16 protein-coding genes are annotated in these 16,952 nt (G+C 49.8%); 4 read left to right on the top strand and 12 right to left on the bottom strand.

Annotated features, from left to right (window positions below; all coding sequences use genetic code 11):
* Window positions 1-144 precede the first annotated feature (144 nt).
* Window positions 145-939, bottom strand: a complete 795-nt coding sequence (locus C8J48_RS00980; RefSeq protein WP_107724532.1) for a glucose 1-dehydrogenase — start codon at window positions 937-939, stop codon at window positions 145-147.
* Window positions 940-1,130: 191 nt separating this feature from the next.
* Between C8J48_RS00980 and C8J48_RS00975 the strand changes: the two genes are divergently transcribed.
* Both C8J48_RS00975 and C8J48_RS00970 read left to right on the top strand, forming a co-directional pair.
* Entirely contained in the window at window positions 1,131-3,113 is a 1,983-nt protein-coding gene (locus C8J48_RS00975) for an elongation factor G (RefSeq protein ID WP_107724531.1), read from the top strand.
* Window positions 3,114-3,387: 274 nt separating this feature from the next.
* Window positions 3,388-4,194: an alpha/beta fold hydrolase gene (locus tag C8J48_RS00970; RefSeq protein WP_107724530.1), complete on the top strand. Its 807-nt coding sequence runs from the start codon at window positions 3,388-3,390 to the stop codon at window positions 4,192-4,194.
* Window positions 4,195-4,284: 90 nt separating this feature from the next.
* On the opposite strand, the gene C8J48_RS00965 is transcribed toward C8J48_RS00970, so the two are convergent.
* From C8J48_RS00965 to C8J48_RS00945, 5 genes are all read right to left on the bottom strand, one after another.
* Window positions 4,285-4,521 carry a ChaB family protein gene (locus tag C8J48_RS00965; RefSeq protein WP_245891159.1) on the bottom strand — a complete coding sequence of 79 codons (237 nt, stop codon included), beginning with the start codon at window positions 4,519-4,521 and terminating at the stop codon, window positions 4,285-4,287.
* Between the two features lie 273 nt (window positions 4,522-4,794).
* Window positions 4,795-5,358, bottom strand: a complete 564-nt coding sequence (locus tag C8J48_RS00960) for a suppressor of fused domain protein (RefSeq protein ID WP_107724528.1) — start codon at window positions 5,356-5,358, stop codon at window positions 4,795-4,797.
* A gap of 423 nt (window positions 5,359-5,781) precedes the next feature.
* Window positions 5,782-6,348 carry an isoprenylcysteine carboxyl methyltransferase family protein gene (locus C8J48_RS00955; protein ID WP_107724527.1) on the bottom strand — a complete coding sequence of 189 codons (567 nt, stop codon included), beginning with the start codon at window positions 6,346-6,348 and terminating at the stop codon, window positions 5,782-5,784.
* A gap of 13 nt (window positions 6,349-6,361) precedes the next feature.
* The gene (locus C8J48_RS00950; RefSeq protein WP_107724526.1) at window positions 6,362-7,486 is read right to left on the bottom strand and encodes a type III polyketide synthase; all 1,125 of its coding nucleotides are present in this window, start codon (window positions 7,484-7,486) and stop codon (window positions 6,362-6,364) included.
* A gap of 276 nt (window positions 7,487-7,762) precedes the next feature.
* On the bottom strand, window positions 7,763-8,263 hold the full coding sequence (locus C8J48_RS00945) for a GNAT family N-acetyltransferase (RefSeq protein WP_107724525.1): 501 nt from the start codon (window positions 8,261-8,263) through the stop codon (window positions 7,763-7,765).
* 172 nt (window positions 8,264-8,435) lie between these two features.
* Here C8J48_RS00945 and C8J48_RS00940 point away from each other — a divergent pair, with 172 nt between their 5' ends.
* Together C8J48_RS00940 and C8J48_RS00935 are read left to right on the top strand one after the other, a co-directional pair.
* The gene (locus C8J48_RS00940) at window positions 8,436-9,770 is read left to right on the top strand and encodes a purine-cytosine permease family protein (RefSeq protein WP_170105037.1); all 1,335 of its coding nucleotides are present in this window, start codon (window positions 8,436-8,438) and stop codon (window positions 9,768-9,770) included.
* Window positions 9,763-10,500 carry a hypothetical protein gene (locus C8J48_RS00935; RefSeq protein ID WP_107724523.1) on the top strand — a complete coding sequence of 246 codons (738 nt, stop codon included), beginning with the start codon at window positions 9,763-9,765 and terminating at the stop codon, window positions 10,498-10,500. Before C8J48_RS00940 ends, C8J48_RS00935 begins: the two co-directional genes overlap by 8 nt.
* A 263-nt stretch (window positions 10,501-10,763) precedes the next feature.
* Here C8J48_RS00935 and C8J48_RS00930 read toward each other — a convergent pair whose 3' ends face one another.
* From C8J48_RS00930 to C8J48_RS00905, 6 genes are all read right to left on the bottom strand, one after another.
* Window positions 10,764-11,222, bottom strand: coding sequence for a hypothetical protein (locus tag C8J48_RS00930; protein ID WP_107724522.1), 459 nt, complete (start codon window positions 11,220-11,222; stop codon window positions 10,764-10,766).
* 119 nt (window positions 11,223-11,341) lie between these two features.
* Entirely contained in the window at window positions 11,342-12,043 is a 702-nt protein-coding gene (locus C8J48_RS00925; protein WP_107724521.1) for a response regulator, read from the bottom strand.
* A complete protein-coding gene (locus tag C8J48_RS00920; RefSeq protein WP_107724520.1) occupies window positions 12,036-13,676 on the bottom strand; it encodes an ATP-binding protein in 1,641 nt (546 codons plus the stop codon). Before C8J48_RS00920 ends, C8J48_RS00925 begins: the two co-directional genes overlap by 8 nt.
* 60 nt (window positions 13,677-13,736) lie before the next feature.
* Window positions 13,737-14,753: an ArsA family ATPase gene (locus C8J48_RS00915; RefSeq protein WP_245891026.1), complete on the bottom strand. Its 1,017-nt coding sequence runs from the start codon at window positions 14,751-14,753 to the stop codon at window positions 13,737-13,739.
* Entirely contained in the window at window positions 14,696-14,974 is a 279-nt protein-coding gene (locus tag C8J48_RS00910) for a cory-CC-star protein (protein WP_245891025.1), read from the bottom strand. Before C8J48_RS00910 ends, C8J48_RS00915 begins: the two co-directional genes overlap by 58 nt.
* 14 nt (window positions 14,975-14,988) lie before the next feature.
* On the bottom strand, window positions 14,989-16,683 hold the full coding sequence (locus C8J48_RS00905; protein WP_107724518.1) for a carbon starvation CstA family protein: 1,695 nt from the start codon (window positions 16,681-16,683) through the stop codon (window positions 14,989-14,991).
* Between the last annotated feature and the right edge of the window lie 269 nt (window positions 16,684-16,952).

Raw genomic sequence — 16,952 nt, 5'->3', positions numbered from 1 at the left:
TTATCATTCTTTTCCGTGGAGACCGTAGATCAGTCCCCTTTTATTTTGCCTTATATACTGGCGGGGGTTCTTCATCAATCTCACAACCGAGAAATGTAAAAGAAGATCCATACCAGAGGCAGAAAAACTCATGGGCTCTATAATCTACTCTTCATATATCATCTTTACCGTCATCCCCCCGTCCACCACTAGGTTGGTTCCGGTAATAAAATCCGCTTCCGCCGATGCTAAAAAACGGACCGCCTTCATAATATCCTCCGGTCGACCGACCCGGCCAGCAGGGTGCTGCCGGTGATCTTCCCGGGAGAGTTTACTCAACTGACGATTGGATCGTTTCTGCCACGATGTAACATCGATCCAGCCTGGACTGATGGCATTGACACGGATGTCCGGTCCGAGAGAGACGGCCAAGGCATGGGTTAAGGCCAGGATACCCCCTTTGGAGGCGGCATACGATTCCGTGTGTGGCTCCGACATCAAGGCACGGGTGGAAGCGATTTGGATGATGCAGCCTCCACCCCCTTTGCGCAGTAGAGGTGCCGCTGCTTGTGCAGCTAGAAATGCTCCCCCCAGATTCACTTGTAAGACGCGGTTCCACTCCTCCCACGTCAACTCCTCCAAGGGGCGATTCACCATGATGCCGACGTTATTGACCAACAGATCCAACGCCCCTTCTTTTTCCCCTATGGTAGCCATCCACCCTTTAACATCCTGCGGCTGAGATATATCCCCTTGAGTAAAGAAAGCTGTTTTGCGCTCAGCTAACTCCGTCACACATTCCTCCCCTGCTTCCCGGTCCACCTCCAGAAAATAGACGCGATCCCCCTGCTCAGCAAAAGATTCTACCAGACAGCGTCCAATCCCCTGCCCTCCACCAGTGACGGCAATTCGTTTCGGTTGTGCTTCCACTTTGTTCCCTCCGTTTATCGAGCAATGCATCACTTACGATTACGATTTTGCAACAGGCGGATAATCAATTGTGATCATTCTACTTCCCTCATTTCCATGATACCCCGATAAGCGTGTGATTGGTATAATAAGGTTAACTTGAATGAGGAGCGTGATGGACATGCGGCAATTGAACAACATACGAGAGGAGAATTTGATGAGAGAAACGAGGAATTATTTGAATGAAAAGTATCAACATTGGGATTGTGGCACACGTAGACGCTGGAAAGACAAGCCTGACTGAGCGCATTTTGTTTGAGACCCAAGTGATCGATGCGATTGGGCGGGTCGACCACGGCAATACCCAGACCGATTCGCTGGAGTTAGAGAAAAAAAGGGGCATCACCATTAAGTCAGCGGTTGTGTCGTTTACCGTCAACGGAATGAAGGTCAATTTGATCGATACCCCTGGGCATGCTGATTTTATCGCCGAAGTGGAGCGTTCGCTCTCTGTCCTGGACGGCGTTATCCTAGTTGTTTCCGCTGTAGAAGGGGTGCAGGCGCAAACCAAAGTATTGATGACGGTCTTGCTGAAGTTAGGCATACCCACAATCATATTTGTCAACAAGATCGATCGCATGGGGGCTCAATCCGATTCGATCATTACCCAAATTCAGGAAAAGCTCACTTCCAACGTCATTCCCCTCTATCGAGTGGAACAGATCGGCACCAAACAGGCTTCTCTAGTGGAAAATCGCTTTGATTGGTCGACCGATGCTTCTTTTTTGGAGCTGTGCATTGAACGGATTGCGGATACGGGCCAGGAACAATTATTGGCGTCCTATATCAACGAGGAAGCGATCAGGGAAGATCAGGTTAAAGTAGCGTTAGCGGATCAGGTGAGGAGTGCCCATCTCTATCCCGTTTATTTTGGCTCCGCTGTCACTGGAATCGGGGTGCCAGAATTGTTATCCGGCGTGACGGAATGGTTTCCGTTCAATCAACAGGAAGCAGAAGCCCCTTTAGCAGGAATCGTCTTTAAGATTGAGAAAGAAGATTCAGGCGAAAAAATCGCTTATATCCGACTGTTTTCCGGCCGCCTACAAGTGAGAGAACAAGTCCACCTCCAACGTGAAAACCAAGCGGGGAAGGTGGCGGCACGCATCGATAAGGTGAAAAAGCTCCATACCTTTTGCAATGGAAAATCGGTCATCGCCGATGAGGTACACTCTGGTGATCTGGCAAAAGTGTGGGGATGGCGGGATGTACAGATCGGGGATATCGTCGGTACACGCTCTCACCACATCAAGCGCGTCCGCTTTGCGGCTCCGCATATGGAAACACGCGTAGAAGTAGCGGACAAAAAGAAGGCATATCAGCTGTATCAAGCGCTTCATAATCTTGCCGATGAAGACCCCTTAATCGAAGTGATAAAAGATCGGTTGCACCAAGATCTCACTATTCGCATTTTTGGTGAAGTGCAAAAAGAAGTAATCGCCGCAACACTGAAGGAACGCTACGATGTCGATGTCCGCTTTTCACAATTGAGAATCGTCTGTATCGAAAAACCGCGCAGCCATGGCCATGCCTTTGAGGTGATGGGAGCGGCGGATAATCCGTTTTATGCCACCGTCGGTTTTCGCATCGAACCCGGCTATTCCGACAGCGGGGTGGACTACCGCTTGGAAGTAGAGCTAGGCTCACTTCCGTTGTCTTTTCACAAAGCAATTGAAGAGACGGTGTATGATACCTTAAAGCAAGGGCTGTACGGCTGGGAAGTGAACGACCTCATCGTCACCCTGACCCATACCGGCTATGCAAGCCCGGTCACGACAGCGGGTGATTTTAGAAAGCTGGTTCCGTTAGTGTTGATGGAGGCGTTGACGCAAGCGGGTACTGATGTTTATGAGCCGATTCATCAATTTGAAGTGTCAGTTCCCGCCGATATGATGAGCAAAACCATCTATCAATTAACCGGTATGAAGGCTACGATCACCGAATCGACCGTACACAAAAACACCTGCCTGATCAAAGGTACTCTCCCCGTGGCAGCGGCAGAAAAATTTAGAAGAAGCCTGCACTCGTTTACCCAAGGCGAAGGGGTGATGGTGGTTGAGCCCGGTGGTTATACCAAAATCGACGGCAATGTACCGACAAGGGCACGAACCGACTATAATCCACTCAATCGCAGCGAATACCTGCTCCATATTTTTCGTGATTATTGAGGGGGTTGGAGTGGTACTCAAACGGAAAGAGAAGATGGTGCAGGAAGACGGAAAGCGGAACTCGGCCCACTTTGTCATCGGTTGACCGATCCTTGGCTGGATCGGTTTTCCTTATGATCGGAGTAAACAGAAGGAAATGAAACCAAGCACCCATGAGCTGATGGAATTACATGTTGAAACACTGTATTGCTAATTATTCTCAATATCTACCGCCCGGCATATACATTGGTGATCGCAAGATCACGCCATCTGAAATCAAAAAGGCGGGTTGGATATGGATATTGAAGTCGAAAATGGAGTCCGCATTTTTGTGCATGACCTTAACCCGGACGAAGGAAGTCGTCCGGTATTGTTTATTCACGGCTGGCCCGTCAATCACAAAATGTTTGAATACCAGTTCAATGTGTTGCCTCACTATGGATACCGCTGCCTCGGCCTGGATGTTCGTGGCTTCGGCCGCTCCGATAAACCCTGGCACGGCTATTCGTATGACCGACTGGCCGATGATTTATATATGGTCCTGGAAACGATGGCGTTACAAGATGTCACGTTAATCGGTTTTTCTATCGGTGGGGCGATCGCCATCCGCTACATGGCTCGTCACCATGGACGCCGAATCGCACGACTTGCATTGGTGTCAGCAGCAGCCCCCGTTTTTACAAAACGACCCGATTATCCGTACGGGCTACCGGTGGATCAGGTAAACACCTTGATCCGTCAAACCTACAAAGATCGCCCGCAAATGCTGGCAGATTTCGGCCGAATGTTTTTTAATCGAAGTAGCAGCTGCCCGTTCTCGGACTGGTTTCACACTCTTGGACTGGAAGCGTCCTCCCATGCTACCATAGCGGCCGCAACATCACTCAGGAATGAGGATTTACGGGCTGATCTTCCATGGATTCGGGTACCGACCGCTATTTTTCACGGACTTCATGATCAGATCGTTCCTTTTCCATCTGCCCAGGCATTGCAACGGGGAATCGCCGGATCATGCCTTTATCCCTTCAGCAACAGCGGCCACGGTGTGATCATTGATGAAATGGACTCGTTTAACGCCGCTTTACTCGGGTTTCTTTCGTAGCGTTTAAACTTAACCCCATATTAGAAAACAATAAACAAAATAAAAAACGCCCCCCACTTTATACGTGAAAGACGTTCCTTCGCCATCCAGTCATTTCTTTTTTAACGCAAACACTTCCGGATCGATCTGCTTCAAGCCTCGATGGGATCGGATATACTCCTGCTTTAAGCGATCCCAAGCCACTTGGTGCGCGATTTGTTGCCGTTCCAATCGTTCCCCCTGGGTATGAACCCAGACCATATGAAAAGATGACGTATAAATTTCCCTGGCCCGTTCAGTCAGATGTGCCGCAATGGTATCGTGTAGCGGTAACTCTTCCACATCCATCGTCAATCGGCTCACTCCTCGCAAAGCTATGTTTCATCTTTTAAAAATCCTATTGCCAACATGATTATTCGCTGTCGACTGCTTTCATCCTCCCATTAAATCGAAAATGTTTCCAAAAAACAAGGCACCTTTTTAAAACCGCTACCAGCTACGAAAGGGAAGCCAGCACCGATGCCCTGTCATCGCCTGTAGTGATTGAGGAATATTTGGCTGAACGAATCAGGCGGTTCGATCGCCGGAGATGTGTGCAAGAGACCTGGGGCTTGGTGTGACCTAGACGGCAGAGTGGCGGCGGACGTCAAGAATATTCGTTCGATTGAGGTGGAAAACCTCGAAAAGCATGTCTGCACCTTCTTTTTGGACAAAGTCGACCTCAAAGGCGGTGATTGGTACCAGGGAGATAATCTGTAGGGTAGGGGTGTTGCTGTCTGGAAAAAGGTTGAGAGCCTCGTCGAACAGCGGGCTGGTATGTGCGATCACGGCAGTAATCTCGGTTTCCTCGATAATGGGTTGTCTGTTGTCAAATATCGAGCCATACTCCATACCCTGCTTGTTTCGGATGATCAACGAAGCGATGGAGTCAACGAGGTAATGTGCGATGTGTAGCTGATCGGAGCGAAGGGAGCAGACGAGTTCTTCAGGAAGCATCGAGGTGATGGACTGAAACCGCAGTCCATTCGTTACAACTGTGGTGATAGGTGGTTCATCTACCCGATAGAAAGCCAGATCGTAGCCACGATTTCCTTGGTCCGACCTCGCAGATTCCACTTTCTGAACGGAGCCAAGGCGTTGTTCAAGGTGTTCGAAAAGCCCTGGGAACGGCTGGTTCTCCAACACGGGTTCTCTCCTCCTTTCCCGGTGGTGTCCGTCGTCTAAGGAGTTTGACTTCGTTCGTTATGAGGAAATTGGGCTAGCGATCAATTCGTTGACGCTAGGTGTACGCTTCAGATAGTACGGTAAGGATTTGAAAATAGCAATAGTACGCTTCGCTTCTATTTGAGCGATATATGTCGTGGCCGAAATATCAGCCTTTTTGCATATTCATAAGAAATCCCGATGGGGTTAAATACAAATAAAGACAGACAAACCGAATGGATTAGCCGATTGGTCCAAGAGTTATCCGAATTTCTCAATGAGGAGGTAGAACTTGTTGATCAATCGTTTCCCTAGGATGAGTCATTCTCCTGTTTGATTCGAAGTTGGCCGCCGTGGGTTCTCAAATCACCGATATTATGGTAACTGATCGCCGTTTAAAAACCCCTACCGACTGCGAAAGGGAAGCCAGCGATGATGCCCTGCCATCGTCTCCTGGTAATCGGTATACTCCGCTAGAGCCGCCTCCTCTGTTGGAATGCGAAAGCGCATCAATACCCACAGATTGAGCAACGACACCGTGATCGCGGTCACCCACGCCCCCAAGGCTAAGGGCAGGGTCAATAATTCAATCACCACCACCACATAGTTGGGATGGCGCAAATAACGATATGGCCCTCGGGTGACCGGAGGATGAGCGGGAATCACCCAAATGCGTGTGTTCCAGTAAGGGCCCAAAGCGACCAGACACCAGATGCGAAGCGCTTGGGCCAACAGGAATAGCGCCAGCGGCAGCGGCCACCAATCCGGTGGGGATGTCGCAAACCCTATCACTTCTACTGCCAATCCCACAAAAAACAAGAGATGAACCCCCACCAACAGCGAGTAATGTTCTCGCCCCGCTTCCACGCCTCCCTGAGCACGAGCCCAAGCCGAATGACGGCGCGCCACCCACAATTCTAATCCCCGTTGCAACCCTAACACTGCCAAAATCCAACCGATTCCCGCACTCATGGCATCTCCTCCTTTAATCCCACTCCAGCAACATCAACTCTGAACTAAACCCCGGTCCGAGTGCCGTCAGCAATCCAACCGTACCCGCTTGATGGCTTTCCTGCAACTCCCGCTCCAATACAAACAAAACCGTAGCGGAAGACATATTGCCGTATTGGTTTAAGACGGTGCGGGAATGATGCATCGACTGCGGACGCAACTCCAGCGCTTCTTCATAGGCGGCCAATACCTTGGCACCACCGGGATGGGCAATGATGCGCTGCAACCGCCCCAAACTTAAGCCGCTTCGTTCCAAAAACGCCTCCACCGCCGGACGTACTTCCCGTTGTACAATTGCCGGGATATCCCGGGAGAAAACCACTTTCAGCCCGTCATCGACGACATCCCAACCCATTACATCGAGGGAGTCAGGCCAGGTGGTGCTCATGGCGTCCACCACACGCGGATATCGTTTCGCTGAATGCGGGAGACTCACTTGATCCCCCGCCACCAATACCGCCGCCGCTCCATCTGCAAACAAGGATGTGGCCACTAGATTGCTTTTGCTGTGGTCACGTCGCCGAAAAGTTAAACTGCACAATTCCACCGCCAGTAACACCACCATACTATCGGGAAAAGCGCGAGCATACTCATATGCCCGGGATAGACCAACCGCACCACCAGCACATCCTAGTCCCCAGATGGGTGTTCGTTTGATATGCCGCTGAAACTCCAGCTGATTCATCAACCGAGCATCCAAGCTGGGCGTGGCCAACCCTGACGTAGAGACAACGATCAGGTGATCCACATCAGTCGCAGAGAGTTCTACCGCTTGCAAACACCGTCGGATCGCCTCTTCACCTAGATGGCAAGCCACTTCCGTATAAATGCGGTTCCGTTCCGCAAACCCGTGCTCCTGTTCAAACCAGGTGCGCGGGCGGCTAAAGCGGCGCGTTTGAATCGCAGCATGATCAAAGATCGGGAGGTACCGTTCGATATCGGAAAAAGAATCGTGAAAGCAATTATAGGCAAACTGGCGCGCCTCATGCTGATTTAACTCATATTCAGGTACCGCTGTTCCGACTGCGAGGATACGGGGCATACAGGTTCCTCCGTTTCGCTGGGATGATCGATCCCAGCCCCTATTTCCTCTTATCATGGCCTGCACATCTGGAAATATACGGTATGAATTTATTTAAGCCCTTTAAACAATGGATTCCTATCGACTTCATCCACTAACTACTCATCCTGGTAGATTCCCTATCAGGATAACGTTTAATATTTACAAGACTAGGAATGAGGATTTCTGATGGGATAAATAGAAAAAAAGACTCTGCCGTCATGCTTTTTGATAAAGTAAAACTGCCATCTGTGGCGAGGTCTCACAGATAGCAGTTTTACTGATTGGGCATAGATACATCAATTTGATTAGACATTACTCATCCAATGTCAACTGATAAAAATAAACATCCTGCCATGCACCAAACTTCCACCCCACTTGCTGCAAGCAGCCCACTTCGCGAAATCCAAATCGTCGATGTAGGCGAACACTGCCGCCGTTTCCCCCTGTTATCCCCGCCAGAACCGCATGATGTCCTGCTTCACGAGCTCGCTCCAGTAAATCCGCCATCAAAGCAGATCCCACTCCTTTTCCCTGAAAAGCGGGATCGACATATACGGATAACTCTACGGTACGAGCGTATGCCGGCTTACTGCGATAGGGTGACAAGCACGCGTATCCCGCTACTGCTCCCTCCATTTCAGCCACCAACAGTGGATAAGTATCGAAATTAAAGCTCTCTATCCACTTTTTCCGTTGCTCCAACGTTTGCTCTTCTAAATCAAACGTAGCCGTCGTGTGAGTAACTGCATGGTTATAAATCGCTGTCAGGGAAATAAGATCTTTTGCTTCTGCATGACGAATCTGGATGTTCATCTTTTTCTCTCCCTCGGGCTTATTTTTATATCTGTCATTCTATCATGTGTTTCTTTTGATCGTGGGTTTTCCATGAAAACATTATGAAGGATATGCTTTTAGTAAAGATTTTGATATGGTAGAATTTTATCGTTGACTTAGGAAAGAAATTTCTTCTTGGGGGTATTTTGAGGTGAAACTCAGCTTTTTTGCGAAGGATGATTTTGCTCGCCAACCGGTTCCACTATCGGAAAGGCGGAGTTGGATTCCGCTCACGTTGGTCTGGTTTGCCTTGGGAACCGACATTATTGCTGCGTTAATCGGCGCTTCATTAGCAACAGGGCAGACTGTCGCGAATGCGATGATCGTAGTCTCTGTCTCTAGCTTAATCCTGGGTTTGCTTGGTGGGCTTGGCTCCTATGTGGGCAGCACAACGGGCTTATCGACCGGTCTTATTTCTCAATTTGCTTTTGGCAATATCGGTGGACGGATCGTCACTACTTTTATCGCCATTGTGTTCTTTATTAGCTTCGGGGTATATGTCGGCGCTTTTGGTGAATCATTTCAGCACCTACTGCAAAGCGTGTTTGGTATTAATCTATCGGTATCCTGGGCTGCTGTGATCGGTGGAGCCATGATGACGATCACGGCCACGATTGGCTATAAAGCAATTGAGCGGCTGAGCGCGATTTCTTTTCCCTTGATGCTGTTTCTTTTGAGTGGATTAGCTGGAACCATTATCGGAACTGAGGCGAAAGGGGAATGGTTTTTCGTTGAACCCGCTGGCGGGACCACCATGACGATCTTGGCGGGGATTTCTTTCATTCTGGCGGGATGGGCACCCATCGTCGTCATTTCCCCAGATATCGCACGTTGGGCCAAATCGCCGCGAGACGCTTTTTTATCCGGTTTTCTTGGGTTCTTGTTGGGTAACTTTTTTATGATTAGCCTAACGGTGATGATGGTACGGATCACAGGAATTGAAAATGTAATTCAGATCATGTTGTCATTGAATTGGGGTATTCTTGCGATAACCATTTTGGTTCTTGCCCAATGGACCACCAATGATAACCTCTTATATTCCAGTGGTTTGGCTTTATCTAGTCTGATCCGAAACACACCGAAATACATACTAACTTTGATCACGGGGGTTGTGGGGGCGATCCTTGCCTATTTCCAACTTCACAATCACTTGTTGACGGTTTTTTCGATCACAGGCGTTTTGATCGCACCGGTAGCCTCCATCTACATGGTGGAATTTTTCCTGCTGAATCGTCATCGGTTTATGTTTACATTCATTCAAAATAAAAAAATCCCTTCGATTTACTGGACTGCGATCGTTTCCTGGATTATTGCCAGTACAGTGGGATTAATGACAATCCCCGCTGCTGATTATGGGCTAGAACTATTTGAATTAACTGGCGCTTCAAGCCTTGACACCTTTTTGGTTGCCGGTTTGGTGCACTTTCTCCTCGGTAAACTAGCAATACGAAACGAATCACAAGAAAAGGGTGTAACCAATGCATAATCGTTATCGAGCCGTTACCATTGACGATCAACCTGATTTGCTTTTACGGATCGATCAGTTAGGGCGTCAATCTTTCCCTCGATTTCTCTTTGAAGGGGATTCCGTCTTTAATGCCGGGTGGGATCGGATTTTAAAGGAGTTTCCAGTGTGCCAATTTGCCCTATTTGAAGGGGAAGAGATGGTGGGAGGCGGGATAACCGTACCGCTATACTGGGATGGCACGATGGAGGGGTTGCCAAATGTGATCGATGAACTATTCCCTACGGATCAGAAGGAGCCCAATGTCCTTTGCGCCATCGCTGGTTTGGTGGTGGAACAACATCAAGGAAAAGGCATCAGTCGGGATATTTTGGTCACAATGAAAAGGATCGCCGAAAAGCTTCGCTTCCGCTCGCTGCTGGCTCCCGTTCGACCAAACTGGAAGGAAAAATACCCCTTGACACCCATTGAAGACTACATGCACTGGAAACGGGAGGACGGGTTGGCTTATGATCCATGGATTCGGGTTCATCAGCGGCTTGAAGCACCCTTGCTCCGCGTGATGCCCAAGTGCATTGTATCGACGGCGACGATTCAGCAATGGCAAGAATGGACGGGGTTACGCTTTTTTCAGAGCGGTTCCTATGTGGTGCCCGGTGCACTCAATACGGTGGAAATCAATGCGGAAGAGGACCGGGGAACATATATTGAACCGGCGGTGTGGATGGAACATACCGTGCGGAACGGTTAGATCATTCGTTTGACGATATTAAAGACAGCCCCTGCCGGGATGCCTGATTTGAAAGATGGCAGGGGCTTGATATTTTGTGATGGGTGTCAATAAATCGCGTCAACTGCTCAATACCAGCATGGATTCGATGCTAAGGTCCAAGTGAGTTGCTACATCAGTAGGTAAATGTGAACGCAGTTTTTCTAGTTGGTTATCCATTTCGGTTAATCATTCCTTATTATAGAGCAAATGGAATTTGAACTGATGTGATCAAATCAATCCCCCTAAACTTCCTTCATCATGATCCCTTCCGAATAATCGTCTAAACGATCCTCATTGAGCCAAGAAGGGCCATTTCGTTTCTTGTAAAAGCGAAGAATAACTTCCTCATAATCACAGGTCAGGATAAAGACAAAATGAGACAATGGATATTCCATTTTTATTTTACAGGGCCATATCTCTAACAATCTCATTCCAATAAACAACTTTTCATAAACAGAGAGGTGATCATCATCAAGATAATCTTGGAGGTGTATGTGATTCACAAATGACTCAACTTCAATTTCATCAAAAAAACGTTCATAATCTAATTTTCCGGCCTTTTTATATTCCTGCGCCAAAAATATATAGCCATCAACCTCAATAAAATGGGGCCAAAATAACTGACAGAACTCTTTCATTTCATCATCCGTTTTACTTTTCGCTTTTTCCATCAATGCTTTCATCTTTTTATTTTCCTTCACTTGAACCACCTCCTTTTCAAGGCAAAATCATTCCTATACCACACTGCACTCACATCAAAAAAATTGACGCCTGCAGAGTACAGACGACAACAGTTGCTTGTGTAAAGCTTCCCTTATGCCTACCGCAAGCGATAGCGCCGCTCGGGACGGCCGATACCGCCATAGGAGACATCGGCGGTCGCTTTATCGATGGCGACGAGGTATTCCAGATAGCGACGGGCGGTGGAGCGGCTGGCACCGATAGCCTTGCCGGTCTCTTCCGCCGTTTTGCCGTTGGAATCCGTTTGTAGCGCTTGCTTTACTTTATCTAAGGTGATGGGATCGATTCCCTTTGGTACTGGTGGGGATTCGTCTGCTAAAGAACGGGTTGCTTGGGTGACACTCCTCAGGGCGTCAATCTGATCCTGATCCATCGATCGCGTTTTGGCGAGCTGTTCTCGGTCCATACGATACTGTTCCAAACTGGTGCGGAAACGCTCAAACGCGATCGGTTTCACCATATAATCCACCACACCTCCCCGCATCGCCTCCTGTACCAAGTCGGTTTCCCCCGCCGCCGTGATCATAATCACATCCGTTTTACGGGTATACTCCCGGATAAACCATAACAAATCAGTCCCTTTCATATCCGGCAGATAAATATCCAGCAATACCAAATCCGGTTGAAAGATACGCAGCCACTCTTGTGCTTCTTCACCGCTATGAGCCGTGCCAGCGACATGGAACCCTTCCACCTTTTCCGCGAACCGACGGTGGATTCCCGCTACGCGCCGGTCGTCTTCTACGATTAACACTTCAATAGGATCATTTCGATCAGCCATCGGTATTCCCTCCTTCTCGCCTCTCCCCACCATGGATACGGGGTACGGCGACCACAAACAGCGCCCCACCCAATTCACCCCGCTCCAGAGCAATATAGCCCCCCATATCTTCTACTGTTTCCTTTACCTTGGGGAGGCCGAATCCCCGTTTCTCCCCCTTTTTGGTGGAATACCCCCGCTCCCAGATCCGAACAGTGTCACCATCCGTTATTCCCTGTCCCGAATCCTCCACTTCCAATAAGATCTCTCCTCCCGTATCACCGATATACAGTCGGACTTGGCGTTGGTCTGGAGGATTTTTGTCGACAGCTTCAAAGGCGTTGGTGATCAAATTACCGATGATATGGACCAATCCTTGCCGATCAAAGTCAGCGGGCAATGGCTGCAAGCGACTGTCCTCATCCAGGGAAAAGTCCACCTTTCGCTCTTTTGCCCGATTGAAAAAACCGAGCAGAATTCCGCCCAGGCGAGGATCGGGGATGCCCTTGACGATTCGCTGAATCCGATCTTGATTTTCCACGGTCTCTTGGTGGATCATTGCCAACGCTTCTTTGTAGGAACCCAACTGGATTAAGCCGGAGATGGTATAGAGCGTATTGTGAAACTCATGGGTTTGTGCACGCAATGCCTCGGTATACCGGGAGACTTGGGAGAGCTGTTCATTTAACTCATCCATATCCGACTTTAAGCGGAAGCTGGCTACCGCTCCTACCACCCGCTCCCCTTCCGGTGAGCGAATGGGATAACGGTTGACTACGATTTCACGCCCGTTTATTTGGATGCGCCGATCCAACTCCTTTTCCCCGCTTTCAACCACATAGGGTAACCGTGTATCGGGCAAGAGCTCTTTCAACTCCCTCCCTCGCACATCTGCTCCCTTTGACAAGCCGAGTATACGGGAAGCAGCCCGGTTTACCAGGGTAACTTTACCATCCCCATCCACGACAATAATCCCTTCCCGCACCGCCTCAATCACGGCGCTTCGCTCTTTATACAACGATGCGATCTCATCCGGTTCCAAGCCCGATGTGGCGTGTTTAATGCTGCGTGCCAGCCAGATCGCTCCCCCTACTCCCACCACAAACGCCAACAGAAAAAACCACACCATTTTCATCAGGTAGGCGAGGGTCATATCGGCCACACTCTCCATCAAAAAGCCGACAGAAACTAACCCGATCACTTCCCCCGATTCATCGATAATCGGCGTTTTTCCGCGCAGGGAGGGGCCTAAACTGCCCGTCGCTTTAGAGACATATGATTCTTTATTCACCAGGGCACGGTCATTGTCCCCACCCACCATCGAGCGGCCGATACGCTCCGGAATCGGGTGGGAGTAACGAATCCCCTGCCGGTTTCCCACCACCACAAATTGTGCACCGGATTGTTTGCGGATGCGTTCTGCCATCGGTTGAATCTTTGTCCAAGGCTCCGGCTCTTGAAAGGCCGCAATCAACTCCGGATCCCCCGCCAACGTCTCCGCCAGGTTTAATGCGCGCTGCCCCGTCTCCTTTTCGACGATCGCCACCATCTGCGAGTAAATGGATACCCCCATCAATCCCACGATCAACAACAACAAACCCGACACCATCAGAATGGTGCGCGTCTGCAGGCGCAGCTTCCACCGTTTACCCATCGGTCTCCCTCCCTTCCTTATGGAAAAACGCCCCCGTCCGGAGGCGTGATCATCGCTTATTTACAAAGAACCAAAGCGATTTCGATTCATCCACTCACCAATTTCCGCCACTCCGGCCAGCCCACGGATATCCTCCGCCTGCATCGGAATGTGCAACTGCTGCCGGTTGGAAAAGCGCTCCGCGATTTCCTGTAGATACTGTGCCTCCTGTTCCCTCCGCTTCGCTAGGAAGCTGCCGTCAACATCGGCGGGTAACACCCGGTTGACGATTACTCCCCCGGTTGAGACGCCGTATTTCTGCAACAACGCCATCGCTTTCGCGGACTCCAGGATAGACAGGCGTTCAGGATTGAGTACAAAGTAAAAGGACGTCGCTTTTTCATCCAAGAGGCGCTTGCGCGCAGCGGCAAAACGATTCTTCCGCCGCTCCAACAACTCATACACCTGATCCCGCGGCTCCTCCACCTCGCTCACACCGGCTACATTGTGCCACATGCGGTGCAATTCCTTCGTTTTAGCGCGACGGGCTAACATTCCCTCCACCCAAACACTCATCAGCTCCGGCAACGACAACAGACGCAACGTATGCCCTGTAGGCGCGGTGTCAAACACAATACGATCGTATTCCGACTCCGCTGTCAGTATAGTGGAAACCATATCGTCAAACAAGGCCGCCTCATCGGCGCCGGGAGAAGCGGCGGCAAAATCCATTTGCCGCTCCACCTCTTTCCATAAAGAGGGGGCCGCCAGCCCGCGCATATTTCCCTTTACTTCATTTAGATATCGATAGGAAGCTTCCTCTGGATCAATCTCTCGTACCCACAACTGATCGGCTACCTCTACCGCTTCCGGCCCTGCTTTCACTTCCAGCAAATCCCCGACGGAATGAGCAGGATCAGTGGAAACCAGCAAAGTCTTTAACCCTTTATTTGCTAAGGCAAAGGCATAGGCGCTGGAGCAAGTCGTCTTCCCCACACCGCCTTTGCCCCCGAAGAAAGCGATCGACTCGGAGCGTTTGCTCAACAACATTTGAACCCGTCCAAAGGCGATCGTTCCATCCCCATTCGCTGATGCCATTCATGGAAATCCTCCAACATAAACGGCAACAGCTCCATGGTGTAATAGGAAACGGGATTGGGTAGACCCAGCATTTCAGAGAAAGCCAACAGTTTAAATACATCTTCCTCGTTCCGAATCTCTCTTAACATGGTACGGCGGTACGGGGCGAAGTACATTTCTTCGTAAAAGATTTTAAACTGCTCCCACATCTCGCGGGCCCGATCCGCAGTCCGTTCCATCCGCTTCACTCCTCTCAAGCAGAGGTTCCCGGCTTAATCGGCACATCACGTCCGCGCCGCCATGCCAGAATTCCCTCCAACACCAACCAAACATTAAGTGCCAGCACCAAAATCCCCACCACCGTCAACAGGGTATTTCCTTGGGAAATGTAGTTCATGATGTTTAACACCATTCCCCATGTCGTCATCCCAACAATAAACACTAGCGGGATTAGGGAGATCATGTAGTTGCGCCCCCATTTCCACAGCATCAGTGTAATCACGATCAGGGAAAGACCGGCGGTCAATTGGTTGGTGGTACCAAACAGCGGCCACAGCACCATTCCACCCTGCCCCGGATTGGAGGGATCGGCGAGAAAAGCGAGAGCGACACAGGCCAGAAAGGCGATCACGGTAGCCACATCGATGTTTTTCAGCGGAGCCACTTTGTACTGTTCCCCGATCTCACCTAGAATAAAGCGTTGTAGACGCATCGAGGTATCGAGGGTAGTAGCGGCAAACGCTACGATCATAATGGAGATAAAGGTAGTCCCCACTTCCGGCGGAATTCCCAAACTGGCGATAAAGTTGCCGGCACCGGTGACGAAGGCGCCTACACCGCCGCCATTGGCCGTCTCCCATGAACCGTAATGTTCGTTCCAATTGTCGATGGTGGCAAACCCGGCAGCCGTTGCCATGATGGCGATCAGTGCCAACAATCCTTCGCCCATCGCCCCAAAATAGCCGACAAAGCGAGCATCGGTCTCTTTATCCAACTGTTTGGAAGAGGTTCCCGATCCGACCAAGCCATGAAAACCGGAGATAGCACCGCAAGCGATCGTCACAAACAACAGCGGCAACAACGGTGGTGTCCCTTCCGGTACCGCATCATTGAAGAAAGGGGCGTTAAACTCCGGCTGTGTCACAAACAGACCCAGATATAACACCGCTAATCCTAAAAACAACATATGAGAATTAATATAATCCCGCGGTTGCAGCAACAGCCATACCGGCAAGCGCGATGCGAGCGCGCCGTACAAGAGCATCACGATGACCCAAAAACCGGTGGAAGGAATGCCAAACACCGTCTCCGGCATCGATACCGGATTGGATACGCCAACAAAGATAAATAGAAACAAGAGCGCAAGCCCCGCCAACGACGGTCCCAACAGTGGAATCCCCCGTTTATACACCAGATACCCGATTGTCATGGCCACCGGAATCTGAAGCCAATATGGGATGACGCTACTGGGAAAACTGGTAAACAGATTGGCGATCACCACTGCGAATACGGCATTAACCAGCAACAATAAAAAGAAGATGATGAGCAAAAATAGCCCTTTTGCCCTTTCCCCCATCACGGTATTGGTGATGACGCCGATTGATTTCCCTTTATTGCGCACCGAAGCCCACAATGTGCCTAAGTCATGCATGCCGGCAAAGAAAATCGTCCCTAGCACCACCCACACCAGCGCCGGTCCCCATCCCCAAATAACGGCGATAGCCGGACCCACGATCGGGGAAGCCCCGGCAACAGAACTAAAGTGATGTCCCCACAAGACAAATTTGTTGGTGGGTACATGATCCACCCCGTCCCGAAATTCATGAGCCGGCGTCTGAAAATTAGGGTCCAACCGATAAATCCGTTCCGAAAGATAGCGTGAATAAAAACGAAAGCCCAAAAAGAACAACAGCAATGAACCGAGCGTTAACCACACTGGTCCTGTCACAGTATACCCTCCCCCCCAGTCTGAAAGCGATTACAGCTTATTATACAGAAAAATAGCGCAATCAATTTACACCTACCCTTAATATTAATGAACGGTTAGACCGAAAGCAATAGAAGACGCCTAGAAACCGATTGGGGGAGCATCGGAAATCTTTGCCGACCCTAACTCCTGGGGAGAGCGCCGTTCACGACATTTCTCTTTCATGTAAGGTTGGTAGGAAGCTGGGAGCGGATAGAATTTCGATTATCGCATTTCCAGTCATACGTTCA

The organism is Desmospora activa DSM 45169, assembly GCF_003046315.1.
GTDB classification, from domain to species: Bacteria; Bacillota; Bacilli; order Thermoactinomycetales; family DSM-45169; genus Desmospora; species Desmospora activa.
The sequence above is the reverse complement of the archived record's forward strand: the minus strand, read 5'-3'. Positions and strand labels throughout refer to the sequence as shown.